This is a genomic window from Rhodopirellula sp. UH5 (assembly GCF_056839225.1).
This window is the reverse complement of record NZ_CM166390.1, coordinates 298,772-314,731: the sequence shown is the minus strand read 5'-3', so window position 1 is coordinate 314,731 and position 15,960 is coordinate 298,772. Positions and strand designations below refer to the sequence as shown.

The following is a 15,960-nucleotide window of genomic DNA, read 5'->3' as shown; positions in this document are numbered from 1 at the left end:
CCAGTTTGTCACTCTAACTGGTGCCGTCAGTGGGTCAAGCAATCACCGCAACTTGACTTGACAGGCGAGCAATCGATTGCCTAGTTCGAGACGCTGACGAATCTCGGCGACAGGCGACTGTGCGCGCCGATCTTTTTTTTCTACGAAAGCCGGAAGCTAGGATGCCTCACGATCGGCACCGAACCATTCACATTCTGTTGTTGCTGATCATCTCGCTCGGTGTGACCCCCAGCATTGCGCAAACCGTGGAACCGCCGGAAACAATATCGTACGCGATGCGGTTTCGAACGGCCGCGGAAATCGAGCGCGTCTTCACACCCTTGGTGGCCAGTTCGCCCGATGTGCGACTGCAAACCGACACGCAGCACGATCGAATTTCGGTCGCGGGTCCACCGTGGGTTCACGATCTGTTCAAACAAGTGCTTCAGCGCGTTGACATTCCAAGAGTGGAACCCGCGCAGGCTCCGCAGGAGACTCCCGCACGGTGGAACGCAGCATCCAATCCCGTTGGTTCACCCGACCGCTCCGCTCAATTGCTGCCCCCGACTCAGTCCGCCTCAGCCAACATCGAAACGACCAGGCGGTTGATGCCGCTGCCGACAGGCCAGTCCAAGCTCATCCGTGACGAATTGTTGCGATTGTTTGAACAGCGTCTGAAAGCCACCGCTGAACCCGGTGGCCACTCGTCGTCAGGTCAATGGTCACTCGCGACTCCCTCTGGAACGTTGCAAATCCGTTTTGATCTGGAGCGGGAAGATGTGCTCGTCGATGGTCCCGTTTCGGTGGTCAACCAATTTGGACGCTTGCTCTCGGCACTCGTCGAACGTTATCAGCGGCAACCATCGAGTCTGACGGGGCAACCTCAACAACGTGTCCTGATGCTGCAGAAAGACGTGCAAGCGGACGTGCAACAGATGCTGCGATCGACAAACCCATCCGGCATCGTCCAACCGCACACCCACGGTGCGAGTGCCAACGATCCACGGTCCCAGCTGCTGTATCGACTCACGGGACTTCGACAAGTCTCAACACAGGCGCCCGAAGAATTGCCTGCCCTGACCGGTGAGCCGGAAGAAACGAACGGCGCCCCCAATCGTGCCGCTCCGCCGAGAACCTTAAGCCCCTCACTGCCCCAGTTGGAAGGTGTTGAGGTGCAAACGTTGCCGGACTTGGACGCAATCATTTTGAGGGGCCGCGACCAAGACCTGGACCAACTGGCGGAAATCATTCGTGAATTGGAACAGCTCAGTCGCCAGACGCAACCAGCCATTGAGGTCCTCCATCTCGAACACACCGATTCGCAAAGCATCGCCGACCTGATCGAACAAACCCAAGAAAGTCTGCTCGGGACTCGCCAGGGTCGTGCCACCGTGACCCCTTTGGGCAAACCGAATGCAATCCTGCTGCTGGGGTGGGGCGATGCCGTTGCCGCACTCAAAGACCTGATCCGCAAACTGGATCAACCCGTTCCACCGGAAAGTCAATTCAATCTGTTTCGATTGAAATATGCATCCGCCGCATCCGTGCAAGAAACGGTCCGAACCTTCTTTGCCAATCGCCCAGGTGGTCTCGCAACGACGATCCAATCCACCATTGATTCACGCACGAATTCGCTGATCATTCACGCGGCCCCGCGAGACATGTTGGAGTTGGCTCGGTTGGTCGAGCGTCTCGATACGCTGGAGGGCGGGACGGTCCAGCGAACGCGGGTTTTTGAGATTCAAAACAGCTTGGCAGCCGATGTTGCGGAGACGCTCCGCGAAACCATCTCCACCGCCGGTTCCAGTGCTCGCCCCAGTGCAATGGAGCTGATGCTGGATGACAGGGGGCGTGGCGAGGCGATCATGTCAGGCCTCTTGGACAACGTCCAAATCACCGTGGATGCTCGCAAGAACAATCTGATCGTTTCGTCTCCGGCTGAAAACTTCGAAGTCATCGAAGCGTTGATCGAGAAACTTGATTCTCCTGGTATGGTCGCCAAAATCAAGATCTTCCCCATTCAAAATGGTGACGCCGCGAGCCTGATCCTCACGCTTCGCTCATTGTTGCCAAGTCAGGTGGGAGCCGACCCGGTCACGAGCGCCCAGTTGTCGAGCTCGCCAGGCGAATCCTCGCTCGCACCGCTGCGATTCACGGTCGACGTGCGGAGCAATAGCATCATCGCCACCGGTTCCGATGGTGACCTAAAAATTGTGGATGCACTGCTGCTGCGACTTGATGAAGCGGATGCGATGCAACGACAGAACATCGTTTACCAGTTGAAGAATTCGCCTGCCGTTGATGTTGCCTTGGCAATCAACGAGTTCCTCCGCAACACGCGGCAGGTTGAAAACGCATCGCCCGCCACCTTGAATCCGTTCGCGCAACTTGAAAAGGAAGTGGTGGTCGTGCCCGAGCCGGTCTCGAACAAGCTGATCGTGAGTGCGACGCCTCGCTACTTCACCGAAATCAGAACGATGATCGAGAAGCTTGACGAACAACCCCCGCAGGTGATGATCCAAGTTTTGATCGCGGAAGTCGCACTCAACAACACCGATGAGTTTGGTGTCGAGCTTGGGATCCAGGATTCGGTCCTGTTTGATCGCAGTCTCTTGGGCGATCTGTTGACGGTCACAAGCACCACGAACGTGACATCGCCAGGCGGAGCGGTGACATCCACGACACAAGACAGTGTGGTGTCCGCCACAAATGACCCAGGGTTCAACTTCAACAGTGTCGATCCACTGGGCAACAGCGGTTCCGCACAAGCGGTTTCCAGTGCTGCCAATGTGGCTGGCCAAGGTCTCTCAAACTTTTCACTCGGTCGATCCAATGCTGAGCTTGGCTTTGGCGGGTTGGTGTTGTCGGCCAGCAGTCAAAACGTCAGCGCCTTGTTGCGAGCACTGGAAGAATCTCGTCGTTTGGAAGTGCTCAGCCGACCACAGATTCTGACGCTCGACAATCAATCGGCGTTCATTCAAGTGGGTCAACGTGTCCCACGGATCACAGGTTCAACGATCACTCAAATTGGCCAACAGAACACCATCACGATGGAGAACGTTGGTTTGATTCTTGGCGTGACGCCGAGGATCAGCCCCGAAGGCAACGTGACCATGGAAATTGACGCCGAGAAATCCGAGGTCGGACCAGAATCGGAGGGCATTCCAGTTTCGGCCACCGCCGATGGCACGGTCGTGCGGAGCCCACGAGTCAACGTGGCGAGTGCTCAAGCAACGGTCAGTGCCGCCGACGGAGAGACGATTGTCCTGGGCGGATTGATTTCCACCAAGAAAAAGGAACATCATCGCAAGGTTCCTTACCTGGGTGACATCCCACTGGTGAAACACCTCTTCCGTTATGATTCCGTCACAAACACTCGGGCTGAACTGCTGATCATCCTGACCCCGCATATCGTGCGTTCAGAAGCCGACATGGAACGCTTGAAGCAAACTGAAATGGCTCGCATGAGCTGGTGTGCTTGTGACGTGTTCAATCTGCATGGTGAAATCATCGGCGAGCCGGTGATGGATTCCTTGTTCTCGAACTCTCACCAAGATGAGGGCATCGAGGTGATCTACCCGCATGAAGATCCTCGGGGACAACGTGTGCTGGAAGCACCGGTCCTCGAATCCGAGTTCCCTTCCGACCCTGAATTGCTGCCTGAGCCCGAATCATTGGGGACACCCGATGGTTTCTCGCCAGGTCTTCCGAGTGAGTCCACCGGCTCTGGTTTCAGGGGGAGTCTATGATGGTCAAATTCACTGCCCCGTTTCAGACGATAGCCATCGCGGTCTTGTTGGTCGCATTGATTCCAGCTGCGGGCTGCCAGTTTGTGCCGGACCGGCCGTCCTGGACCAAGAAACTGTTTGAGAAGGAAGTCGAAGCAGTTGTCCCCACTCGCATGATGGTGATGTGGGCGGACACTGTTTTGCATCAACCACAAAAGCCTGGCGTCCGAGGTTTCGGGGCCAGAATCTACTTTTACAACGAACAAGATCCAGATCCAGTGAAGGTGGACGGAGGATTGGCCGTTTATGCATTTGACGCGGACGACCTGAACCCAAATTCGGCGAAACCCAAACGCAAGTTTGTGTTCACCGCCGACCAGTTCGCCGAACACATGAGCAACACGTCGATGGGGATCTCGTACAGCGTGTGGTGTCCCTGGGACGAAGTCGGAGGCTTCAACGAGCAACTGAGCCTGATCGTCCGATTCGAAGGACGGTCCGGTGGCGTCGTGATCTCAGACTCGACCGTCAAACTTTTGCCAGGACTGAATCGGCCCATTGCCAGTCCAAAGCTGGCCAGTGAACAGGCTGCCGGCGGAACACAGGCTGGAAGTTCAACGGATCTGAAATCGTTGACGCAACTGGCGACGTTCCGAAGGCAAGCGGCGGAAGCAGCGACGACGCAACCACCGCGTCGTCAGACGCAAACCATTGACTTGCCACCAAGCTTCTATCGCCACCTGACCGGCCCATCGGAGTCGGTTGATTCGATGGCGATCCCCGCCGAGCAGATCCCAGCCACTCCTGATTCACCGGCGGCCGCCACGAACGAGTCGCAACTCGACGACACCACCTCAACTTCGACACGGAATTCGTACCCGTTTCGAACCCTTGGAGACGAGCAGTTGGACGCCGCCCCGCACGGCACACGCCAGCATTCCATCCCGGCGGGATGGATTCCCTCTTTGCCGAAAACCCCTCGCTACGGGTTTTCGCGAGCGGCACGTGAGTCAGCAAGCGAAAGCTTGACCCCCACCCGCCTGCCGGACGCCATGGAGAAGTGACACGCTCCCCCATGGGCTGACGCCCAATGGATAGATCACGCCCCACTTCGTGGCTGAACTCCCAGACCGAGTCCCGAAAGGGACGACAGGCTGTCGCCACGGGTGAAAACCCGTGGATGACATGGCAAACCAACCCACCAAGCCCTGAAGGGGCGACACAAGTCGGTTGCACCATCGTTCCTGACAGCCCTGCGGGGCTCATCGCACGGGGCCGCCTTGCTCTCCATCAGCTGACGCCCACTGGCTAGATCACACCCCCACTTCGTGGCCGAACTCCCGGACCGAGTCCCGAAAGGGAGGACAGGTTGTCGCCACGGGTGAAAACCCGTGGATGACATGGCAAACCAACCCACCAAGCCCTGAAAGGGCGACACAAGTCGGTTGCACCATCGTTCCTGACAGCCCTGCGGGGCTCATCGCCGGGGCCGCCTTGCTCTCCATCAGCTGACGCCCAATGGCTAGATCACACCCCCACTTCGTGGCCGAACTCCCGGCCCTAGTCCCGAAAGGGACGACAGGTTGTCGCCACGGGTGAAAACCCGTGGATGACATGGCAATCCAACCCACCAAGCCCTGAAGGGGCGACATGAGTCGGTTGCCTCATCGTTGCTGCCAGCCCTGCGGGGCTCATCGCGCGTGGCCGCCTTGCTCTCCATCAGCTGACGCCCAATGGCAAGATCACACCCCCACTTCGTGGCCGAACTCCCGGCCCTAGTCCCGAAAGGGACGACAGGTTGTCGCCACGGGTGAAAACCCGTGGATGACATGGCAAACCAACCCACCAAGCCCTGAAAGGGCGACACAAGTCGGTTGCACCATCGTTCCTGACAGCCCCAGCACGCCCTGCCTGGGTCGTGTCTTGAGTCCTGAGCGGTTCAATAGCCCGCCAGGGTTTCAACCAAAATCTCGTGCAACTGGGTGCGCATTGTTGCATCAAGATGCGAGTATTCGTCTGCCACGGTCTCACCTGTCAGGATGGTTCGCAGTTGAGTCAAAATCTCTGTTCGCAGCGTTGGTTGCAACGCATCAAAGGCTTCTGTGTAGACCAGAAAACTGCACGGGTACTTGAACAACCTGGTTTGCAGATCGAACTGCCGAAGCGACCGCCCCTTCGAATCAATCGGACCACGTGCCTCGAACTCACGCACAAAATCTCCCGCGCTCTCAATCGGTGATTCCAATGGCTCCTCGTCACTGAACAAGATCGCATTCAGCACTTCGGTTGCAGCCTGAGCGATGTGCAGAGCTTGCTCTGCCTCCTCCGATTCGCTGATGCTCTGACCTTCCGCCTGACGCTGTGTGCGATCGTATTCCAACTGTCGGATGGTGAAATCCGCTTTCACGAAAACATTGTGCACACTGGCTTGATGTCCCAGCACCATCAACGCGGCGATGTCACTGGTCGGCAACAGGTACCCGGACGTGTCAAAGCGATCTCCTAAGTCGGTCACATTGCCGCTGCGACGCAAGTCCAACATCTCACCCCGCAAGAAGGCATTGCCCATGTGCTGGATGGAACCATGGCTGCCGGTCACGTACCAACCGCCCCAACGCTCGGCAAAGGGGCTGGAATCACTGGTCACGTGCGACGGGAATTGGGCGTTGATGCTTCCGTCATGAAAAGGCGAAACGCTGCGGAGCATGTGCCCCGGCAACCCACCCGTCATGGATGTCGCATGGCACCCCAAACAGTCATAATTCGCGCGCTCAATCTTTGCTCGCCAGGGTTTCATATCGACGGTGTAAAACGCCGCCCCCAACTTCGAATCCGCGGTTGAAATTTCAATCAACGAACTGCCACGTACCCAACCGACATAGGTGTCGTCGTTGAAATAGAGGGCTCTTGGATTGGAACGCGAAATGTGCTGCACTTGCATGCTGGTCTTGGAAAACACCAGCGTTTGCGAAGAAACGGGGATATCCAAGGCCCGCAGGATCGATTCCAGGTGCCCACGTGGCTTGCTGTAATCCAGACGCAATTCCTTGTCTTGGATCTTCGCAATCAATCGACTGACTCGATTGTCCTCGACCGTTTCGGAGTAAGAAAACGGCGGCTCCTCAATGTCCATCAGACCTTGCGCGGACACCGCAGAGAGGCCGGTAAAGGACAACAACCAGCCAGACGCCAGAGCCATTCTCAGAAGGCGTTTGATCGATGGAGGGTTCGTCATTTGCTCGCCAAAGTCACGTGTTCGAATTCGGGTCATGTCTCTTTCGAAACGCCAAGAATCTCCGCATGCATGGATTCGTGCGCACCCCGGTGCATCCTCTGTTCGCAAGGAACCATCGCAGGACAAGCGTTGTCTGGTCCGCTTCCACTTGATTCAAGGTGCGGGACGTCAGGCCACGCAAGCCATTGTGCGGAAACCAACTCTTGGCCAAACCTCTATGTGCATGTCATTGTATAGAATAGTTGCAAACACTTTAATTGGAACAGTGACCGTGCGGCAACCCCGTGGTGTTCCCGGGCCTAGAAAATGCGCTGAGGAGCCCATCTTGTTCCCTGGCTCTGCCTGGGAACACACTGCCTCGCAGGCTCCCGCCTGCACCCGATGTGAAAGAAAAGACAAAGCCTCCGAAGCTGTGTCTTGCGAAACAGGAAACTGGCAGCAAGTCCGCACCCGCAAACTTCTCCACGGAATGAGCTCACTGAGCCCCGTGCACCCATGACGCAATCACGATCGCCCCCGTGACCAACCCTGCGATCATTTGAAATGAACTGTTGGCGAGCCATGTTTCCGGCAATCGGCATCCAACCCAGCCGAACACCATCCCGGCAATGAAACCGGTGACGTGTGCCAGAACATCGGTTCGTTCGCCTTCCATCCCCATGAACGACAACAACAGGACGCCGCCGATCAAGGGACTCCAGCGAACCAATGCCTTCGCCGATGACTTGTACCGAGGATGCATTGCGTGTGCGACGAGAATCCCCAACGCAGCGAAAACGGCGGTCGATGCGCCGATCGAAGTGTGCGCCCCGTCCCGAATCACGGCATTCATCAAGTTCCCCAGTGCACCGGCCAGGACGATTGCGAGCCAGGCCAATCCACCACCCAAAAGACGCCCCGCTAGCACGCCGAAGACACCGCCAAACACCAAATTCGAAAGCAGGTGGCCGGCATCCGCATGCAAGGTCAGCGCCGTGATCGTTCGCCACCCCTCACCATTCATCACCTGGCCGGCGTTCATCTGCCCGACCGCTTTCCAGTCGATCCCATAGGCGGAGGTCTCTGCCAGAACTGCGACCGAAACGATGAAAACCGCATAGTAAATCACCCCTGCAATCGCGCCGCCGAACACGAGTGACTTCTGTGGCAACGACGGACTGGTTTCGGCAAGACGATCGTTGCGATACGACTGCAACTCTGCGAAGGCGGCGCCAACTTGATCATCGGGCACGACCAAGCACCAGTCCCCTGATCGCTGAAGCATCTCGTTCGAGATCCCCACCGATTCCAGCACCAACCGAGCATCCATGCAATCGCGGTGGGAGGGCGAACGAAAGACGATTTCGGGTTCCGGGCGTCTTTCGTTCATGGCATGGCGGACAAGGTTGCCAACCACCTCGTTTTTGCGGCACGTTGGCTTGGCGAAGGGAAATAGGACGGTGCCAAACTAGGCGACACTCCTAGCACAAGGCAAGCGGTTTGGACGAAGCGTCCACTCAAAGACGCGTTGCATCAACGGGCTCGCGTCGGAACGGTTTCCTCGTGAGTCGACACGCTTTCGACCTGCCGATGAACTTCCTGAACGATGTCCTTCTCGATGCTCGGCCCCCACGAAGTCGGCAGCCCGTAGTAAACCATCGCCCCGCCGCCTTCATACCCACCTTCGCCAAGGACTCGACGGGAGGGAACGTACGCCATCACGTCGTTGGCGTAACCGGCCACCCATGTTTGCACCCCTGTCAATTCGCTCTTCAGCCGAAGCGCGTAGTCGACAACCACTTCCCCGCCAAGCGTTGTGAGCAGCGGACCATCGCCAAGCGCCCAGGCGCTCACCGGATACGGGTAGGTCGGCAGCAGTGGAGCCCCGCCATCGATTTGCTCCAACAGCATTTTCGCCCTCGCCACCTCGTAGCGATTCTCGGACCTTGAACTCAATTCGATTTCCTCCCTCGTCGGCAGTTCATCAAACGGCAGATCAATCTCTGCATACGAGGTCCGCAACGAACCCTGGACCGGGTGCATTTGCGTCGTCAGCAAAACCGTGTCCACCGCATCGGCTAGACGCCGCCCATAGTGCTGCGCCAATTCCACCGTGCGTCGGGGCAACGGGTTCTGGTCGGCGCCGCAACCGGCAAAGAACAATGCCACGCAACCAGGATGCTGGTTTTCCAAATTCACTTGAGCGTACCCCGGATAGTCACCGGACCATTGATAGCCACTCAAGGTCGTCGCGTGGCAGGCATACCCGAAGAGGACAGCGGTCAAGCTGCCGTCCACGTCTCGAACGGCGAGCACCGGAACGTCATGGTCGCTGGGACCTTGCAGTTGGCCTTCGGATCGTCGCTGGGGCACCGCTGCCTCGGGGTTCTCACGACGATTGACGGCAAACGTTGCCGTGCCGCTACCCCACGTGACCTCGCTGGGGGCAAGCTTGCCAATCGCTTCTTCTACCAACGCAATCACCTGATCCTGGAAGGCATCGACCCAATCATCGATCGCTTTTCGCTGGGGATCGGTGAGCAACCCGTGATGAAGTGGCGCCAGATTGAGACCGACGACCGGTCCACTGTGAGTGTGCGACGTGCAGATCACAATCTGGTTGCGTTGCAGACCGCACAGCTCTTTCAATCTGTCACAGATGGATTGCGAAAGTGCACGATCAATGCCAACAAGATCCAGAGTCAGAACCACAGCTCGATTTCCATCATGATCCTCCAGCACCAATGCTTTCGCCCACAACTCCGTCAGTTTTCCATCGGCCGGGCGGGTCCGGGAAGCATAGCCAGCCATCCACATTGGTTCGTCGGGTGTGATCGCGACTTTCGCGGCTCCCGCCTGCCAAGTGGATTCGGGAACCAAATCGTCATCCGTTTCAGCTCCCCATCCAACGCCAGAGAAGAGCAGAAGCGTAGCGACGGCAAAAAACGATTGAGCTTTCATTCCACCATTCCCAATGGTTGCGCGGATCTCCACAACGGATACACCTCGCGAGCATTGTAGAGCAACTGCCCATGCCTTGGCTGGCGGAACGAGTGACAAGGCAATGCCGAACAGCCAAGCGATGGCTCAGCAACATTTCCACCGCAGCCCATTCGCCCCCCAGCAGCCTTGCGGCAACCACGTCCGCGGGCCTCCCTTGGCTGAGTAACCGTCAAAACCGTTAGACTCCCCCGCGTTCACGAATCCGCAATGCACGGTTCGCTGAAAGCACGCTCGTCCTCAGCCTCCGGACGCTACGTTTTCAATGCGCACGCGATCGCGGTCCCCCAGCGGAACACGCCCCTTCACGGAACATAAGCGGTCGTGCGACGCCGCCACGAGACAGGCAACATTGACTCGACTCCGATTTCCATCCTTGCTGTATTGAGGAAGTCGCCATTGCCTGTCGATCCATTGAACTCGACCAACCAGCAAAGCAGGCCATGAACAAAGTAGGAACCACATCGACTGGCAGCGTCATGGTCGAGATGACCGCCCAACAATACGAAGCCCTCCGCCAGCTCACCAAACCGAGCCCGTCTCCGGCTCCTGCCGTCACGCCATCCGCGAAAGTCACGGATGCCAAACCGATTTCGCGTGCAGAAAAAATTGAGCACGTCAAACCACGCCTGAAAAAGCTCTCGCCGAAGAAACGCGAGTCGGTCGTGAATTCCATCAGGGCAATATTTCAGAATTCAGGTGGAATCTCCCAGTCGGAAGTGGACGCAATGATCAAGGCATTGCAAAAGAGCGGCTTCTTCACGATCGCAACCAGCGGCAAGGTTGCCTACCGCGTCTAACGCCCCCGAAACTCAAGCACCATCCTGGCCAACAAGACCTTCATCCGGTTGGTGAGGTGTGCTGCGGCAGACTTGTCCAGTGTGGGTGACAACGCCCCCGCTGAAGGCCACAATCTGCTTGTGATCTTTGAACATGCATGGGTCGCATACAGATCGCAGGACATGCGATGCCCATGCTTGGCCCCCTTTGGAACACGATGTTTCATGACCACGAACTTCTCACAAACCGCAGCTTACATCTGGTCCCTGGCTGATCTGCTCAGAGGTGATTTCAAGCAATCCCAGTACGGACGCATCATCCTCCCGTTCACCATCCTACGCCGCTTGGAATGTGTGCTGGAGGCGACCAAACCGAAGGTGCTCGCCCAGGTCGAAAAACTGAAGGCGATGACGGCGCTCGAAGAGGAAGCCCGTGAAAAATTCCTACTCAAGGCCGCCAAGCAGTCGTTCTACAACACGTCCCCGATGGATCTGTCCAAGCTCGGTAGTGCGGACATCAAAACGAACCTGCTGACCTACATCGAATGCTTCTCCAAAGACGCCCGCGAGATCTTCGAGCACTTCAAATTCGCTGAATTCATCGCCCAGCTTCAGGATGCCACACTTCGCACGGGAACGGATGGTGGCTGCTGACGATGGCGACCGAGTTTGTGATCTTTACCGATGAGTCCGTCAAAGACGGGGCCTAATTCTCGAATTTCTACGGGGGCGTGTTGGTCCGGTCTCGGGATCTGTTGCGTGTGACCGCCCAGCTTTCAGAATGCAAGGCGGAACAGAACCTGCACGGTGAATTGAAGTGGACGAAGGTGACCGAGAACTACCTGGACAAGTACAAGACAGTGATGGACGCTTTCTTCGATCTGGTGGCCGCTGACTTGGCCAAGGTCAGAATCATGTTCACCAATAACACCTACGTTCCACAGGGCCTGACATCGGAACAGCGGCAGTCGGAATATCACCGACTGTACTACCAATTCATCAAGCACGGGTTTGGGCTCGCGTTCTCAAATGAGGAGCACGATGAGCCGAAGCGTGTGCGGTTGAATATGGATCAAATGCCCACCAGTCGGGAAGAAACCGCGAAGTTCAAATCCTTCATCGAGGCGCTTTCACGTAATCCTGAGATGCGCCGTGCGAATGTCGATTTTGATAAGCGACAGATCGCGGAGGTCGATTCCAAGGACCACGATCTGTTGCAATGCCTGGACGTTGTGCTGGGGGCAATGACGTTCCGTCTGAATAATCAGCACCAGGTAAAGCCCGCAGGGCAAAGCAGGCGAGGCAAACGCACGGTCGCCAAAGAGAAGCTTTACAAGCATATCTCTGCGCGGGTACGGGTGATCTACCCGCACTTCAACATCGGTGAGTCGACCGGAACCCAGGGGGATCTGGTGAACCGCTGGCGACACCCCTATCGACACTGGAAGCTGGTGCCGCGAAACCACGACCGTGACATGACACGCACCAAGCCATGAGCCGCGTCGGTACACGAAAAAACCCCGTGCTCACTATGTCTTGCGACGTGCCCCAAGTGGAACTTGAGCCTTCGAGAGCGACAGGGTCTTTACAAATGATCGGTTAGAACCAACGGAAAGTCAAGCGAGACCTGAGATTAAGGCTCCAAGAAGCCCGCCGCGGAAGGGAATGGCAACAAATTACGCGAGAAACCAACATGAACTCTGACTCCAAGGAAGCCGCCTTCCAGCAAGACATTATCGACCAAATGGTTGCTGGCGGTTGGAAGCTCGGCGATCCGTCGAAGTACGACCGCAACCTACCCAGGAAAGAAAGAGACCTACGTCCTGGATTTCTTCAACGAACCTGAGGACGTTCTGGCGGCGTTTCAGGAGTATTACGAAGCGGCCACGCTGCTCGATGTCTCCGACCCCAACAAAATCTGGGAACTGTTCGACAAGCTGCGTTCAGCCAGCATCTTCCTGTCGACGGAGGTGAACCAGTTCAGCGAGGTCTTCTACACGAAGAGCAAAAGCAACGCCGCACTCAGCAACGCTTGTCGACCGGCACGTGATCGCTGGCAAACAAGGTACAAGGAAGCCAGAGAGAAATTCGAGAGCAACCGAAAGCTGTATCAGCACGCCAAAAAGCTGGGCGACGCGACGTTCATCGCCAACTCGGAAGGCGATATGAATGAGGCCAAGAAGGAGATGGACGCACTCGGCGTTTTTAAATCCGACTTGATCTCGTTCAGCCGATACTACGAGTTCATGTCGCAGATCGTCGACTACGACAGCACGGACCTGGAGAAGCTGAACCTAAATGCCCTTCATCTTGCGCCGTTGCTTCGCGAGGAAGCTCCCAAGGAGGATCCGATTGACCTGTCATCCATTGATCTGACGCACTACCGCCTTTCGAAGATCAAACAGCAGGACCTGCTACTCGTCAAAGAAGGGGCCGAGGGCCTGAGCGTCGGCGCGGATATCGGGACCGGCAAACCCAAATCAAAGCAGGGGATATTCCTGTCCCAGTTGATCGCACGCTTGAACGAGCTGTTCATCACTGACGGACCAGGACCTGATCAACTACGCGTACACCATCCGCGACTAGGTCCGAGAGAACGAGCGGGTGATGAATCAGATCGAGAACAACTCGCCCGAACAAACACTGCTGGGCGACTTCGCCGAAGCCCGCGACGACGCCGTGATGAACAGCGGCGAGGTGCACCAAAACCAAATGACTCAGTACCTCAACAACCCCGAACTCGCCGCCAAGTTCCAGCGAGTGATTTTTGACTTGCTGCTGGCGAAGGGTGCTTGAGCAAGGTTTCGCCCATCCACGAGACCGGTGCAAAAGCGGTCGCCGAAACGGGACCTTGAAAACACCACCAAGCTCACTGCCAACGGTGCGGGGCAGGGCAGGGCGGAGCTATCGGGACACAAAAAAAGCCGACTGAAGAGAAACCCATGAATCACTGGGTCTGTCTTCAACCGGCTTTCGCTGACTGATCGTCAAGCTACCCCGCTAGGACTCGAACCTAGAATGGCTGGACCAAAACCAGCTGTGTTGCCAATTACACCACGGGGTAGTGAGTGCGACTGAGCGGGAAGTTTAGCACGCGTTGCTTGGTTGCTAAAGAGGAGTCTGGCAGTTTCCAGCGGGTTCGTTCCAGAATTTTTTTCGGGTGCTCGAAGACACCGATTTTGCCGAATTTGCCCTGCGTTTCGCCCTCTGCTTTCCCGCCTCAGAAGGGGTGAACGACTCCAAAGGTGATCCCGTGTGCCAGCAAATCGTTGTAGGTTCCCTCTGGATCTGGACGACGACTGCCCTCGAAACCGCCAATCGTAAGGTCACTCAAATTCAACAGCGGGTCGATCTGTTCCGCTGCTCGCATCACCCGACTGAGATACAGAAACTGGTATCCAATCGTGACATCCCAGTCATTCCAAAAGTGACGGGTCACGGAAAGCTGGATCTCGGGGGCGACCGTTAACTCGTCGAACTCACGGACCCCTGAATTGGTGGATCGAACCAGCAACCCGGTGTTGGATTGGCTGGTGATCACGCCGCCGCCCGCCTGCGGTTCGCTGCGGAGGGACGCCCCTGAGGCGGCAACGCTGCTGTGCATCACCCCAATCCCCAATTGGACTTGTGTGTTGAACGACCAAACATCACCGGAAGTGGTCGACCGGATCCCCATCGTCGCGCCGTGAAAACGGTTTTCAACCGAGAGGTTATCCGTCTGTTCCAGCAGTGTCCCTGCGTCCACCCCGCCACCGTCGACCAAGTAGCGCCGTTCGTCATGAATCGCCAAGCGATCGTCCAGTTGCAGAAAGCGGTAGCCCACAAAGGATTCCATTTTCCGACCACGTTGGTTGATCAACAAGGCTCGCACCAACGCATCGGCGCCACCAAATTCAGTCGACGAATCGACTGAGATGTTGCCTCTGATTTCATTGTTGAAGTGGATGAGGTCTGCCGTTTCTCCGTTGTCCGTGCCGCCTGGCGTCACGTCGACATACGGCCGCGCCAAAATCGAATATTGGGAACCGTCCGCCGAGAAACGCTGGGTGATCTCTTCCGAGAAGAGCACTGATCCAGAGATCGCCAAGCCCGTGTCTCCCAGATAACGCCCGATCTCGATTCGACCGGCTGAACGTCCTTCGTCACCCAACATGCCACCGTAAATCGTTTCGGTGCCAAGCTGGCCGATCTCGCCCGCCACATCGCGAGCGGTTCCGGCTCGGCCGGTCGTGACCAGGGAAGGAGCATTTTGTCCATCGACCCAAAGGTGCATGTAGTCCGCGCGAATCCAAAGATCGTGCAGCGGATCCGACAACGCATGAGCCAACACGCGAACGCGCGCGTCAATCCGATCGTCGCATGCGCCCACACAGTTCCCACCGCATTCATCGCACGCTGGTGAGTGTCCGTGTGGCTGCCCCTGAAAAGCTCCCTCCATCAACACGCTCTCGTCGCCAAGGTAGGTTTCCCCCATCTCGCCGGCGTAGATTTCGTCCTCCCCGATCCACTCCCCTTCGACCACGCTTCCATCGAGAAGTTGGCCATCGACCGTGCGTGGCACAAAGTCATTCATCCGGGCTTGCGCGGTTCGAGCGGGAATGGAAAGCGTTCCTGGCAATGGTTGCCCAACCCTGACCGGGGCAGGCTGGGCACCGTAGTAGTACTCGCCTTCTTCCAATTCGCTGGGAATCGGATTGCCGTCAGCATCGAGGATCTCAACACTGGTGATTTCCCCTGGCGTTTCAAATTGCGGCAGCCCATTCGTACCTGGAATCACCACTCGCCCGTCGGCGGGCAACTTCGCACGAGCCGATTGGCTGACACGAGACTGAACGTGCTGGACCTGTGACACCGGTTGGTTGGTGGCGTCCTCCTCAGAATCATTGAATGCAGCGTGATTGGGTTTGCCAATGTTCCGTTCGACAGGAATTCGCCGCGTGGAAGTCCCCGAAGAGGTCGCACTTGGCTTGGTCGCAGCAACCGAAACCGGAGGCGTTTTGACACCGCCCTTGATTTCGGCTTCCGACTTCATCCCGAACCGGATGGGAAACGGAAAGAAGTTGGTCTTTGATTTCTCAGCGGTTGCCTGAGCCCAGCCGAAGGTCGGCAGGATCGCGAAATGGATTGCCAGGCATGCGCCCAGCAACGTGCGATTGAATCCAAAGCGGCATCGAGTCCTGGTGTCGTTCATGTGCTTTCCAGCCTTCCGAGGTTCCGTGGGGAACCGTGAATTGCGAGACGATTGCGTCGTGTCAGCGGC

10 protein-coding genes and 1 tRNA gene are annotated in these 15,960 nt (G+C 57.1%); 6 read left to right on the top strand and 5 right to left on the bottom strand.

Annotated features, from left to right (window positions below):
- Nucleotides 1–161 precede the first annotated feature (161 nt).
- Entirely contained in the window at nucleotides 162–3,728 is a 3,567-nt protein-coding gene (locus tag UH5x_RS01135; protein WP_482634412.1) for a secretin N-terminal domain-containing protein, read from the top strand.
- Nucleotides 3,725–4,771 (top strand): hypothetical protein, encoded by a 1,047-nt coding sequence (locus tag UH5x_RS01130; protein WP_482634411.1) that lies wholly within the window; start codon nucleotides 3,725–3,727, stop codon nucleotides 4,769–4,771. Before UH5x_RS01135 ends, UH5x_RS01130 begins: the two co-directional genes overlap by 4 nt.
- 875 nt (nucleotides 4,772–5,646) lie before the next feature.
- On the opposite strand, the gene UH5x_RS01125 is transcribed toward UH5x_RS01130, so the two are convergent.
- From UH5x_RS01125 to UH5x_RS01115, 3 genes are all read right to left on the bottom strand, one after another.
- The gene (locus UH5x_RS01125) at nucleotides 5,647–6,978 is read right to left on the bottom strand and encodes a hypothetical protein (RefSeq protein WP_482634410.1); all 1,332 of its coding nucleotides are present in this window, start codon (nucleotides 6,976–6,978) and stop codon (nucleotides 5,647–5,649) included.
- A gap of 439 nt (nucleotides 6,979–7,417) precedes the next feature.
- The gene (locus UH5x_RS01120; protein ID WP_482634409.1) at nucleotides 7,418–8,311 is read right to left on the bottom strand and encodes a rhomboid family intramembrane serine protease; all 894 of its coding nucleotides are present in this window, start codon (nucleotides 8,309–8,311) and stop codon (nucleotides 7,418–7,420) included.
- A 143-nt stretch (nucleotides 8,312–8,454) separates the two neighbouring features.
- Complete coding sequence (locus UH5x_RS01115) at nucleotides 8,455–9,882, bottom strand: neutral/alkaline non-lysosomal ceramidase N-terminal domain-containing protein (protein ID WP_482634408.1); 1,428 nt, start codon at nucleotides 9,880–9,882, stop codon at nucleotides 8,455–8,457.
- A gap of 482 nt (nucleotides 9,883–10,364) precedes the next feature.
- Here UH5x_RS01115 and UH5x_RS01110 point away from each other — a divergent pair, with 482 nt between their 5' ends.
- The 4 genes from UH5x_RS01110 (at nucleotide 10,365) to UH5x_RS01095 (ending at nucleotide 13,471) form a co-directional block, all read left to right on the top strand.
- Complete coding sequence (locus UH5x_RS01110) at nucleotides 10,365–10,721, top strand: hypothetical protein (protein ID WP_482634407.1); 357 nt, start codon at nucleotides 10,365–10,367, stop codon at nucleotides 10,719–10,721.
- 204 nt (nucleotides 10,722–10,925) lie between these two features.
- The gene (locus UH5x_RS01105) at nucleotides 10,926–11,354 is read left to right on the top strand and encodes a type I restriction-modification system subunit M N-terminal domain-containing protein (protein ID WP_482634406.1); all 429 of its coding nucleotides are present in this window, start codon (nucleotides 10,926–10,928) and stop codon (nucleotides 11,352–11,354) included.
- Nucleotides 11,355–11,461: 107 nt separating this feature from the next.
- Complete coding sequence (locus tag UH5x_RS01100; RefSeq protein ID WP_482634405.1) at nucleotides 11,462–12,196, top strand: DUF3800 domain-containing protein; 735 nt, start codon at nucleotides 11,462–11,464, stop codon at nucleotides 12,194–12,196.
- Between the two features lie 252 nt (nucleotides 12,197–12,448).
- Nucleotides 12,449–13,471 carry a hypothetical protein gene (locus tag UH5x_RS01095; protein ID WP_482634404.1) on the top strand — a complete coding sequence of 341 codons (1,023 nt, stop codon included), beginning with the start codon at nucleotides 12,449–12,451 and terminating at the stop codon, nucleotides 13,469–13,471.
- 221 nt (nucleotides 13,472–13,692) lie between these two features.
- Here UH5x_RS01095 and UH5x_RS01090 read toward each other — a convergent pair.
- A tRNA-Gln gene (locus UH5x_RS01090) sits at nucleotides 13,693–13,764 on the bottom strand.
- Nucleotides 13,765–13,920: 156 nt separating this feature from the next.
- The gene (locus tag UH5x_RS01085; protein ID WP_482634403.1) at nucleotides 13,921–15,891 is read right to left on the bottom strand and encodes a BBP7 family outer membrane beta-barrel protein; all 1,971 of its coding nucleotides are present in this window, start codon (nucleotides 15,889–15,891) and stop codon (nucleotides 13,921–13,923) included.
- Nucleotides 15,892–15,960 lie beyond the last annotated feature (69 nt).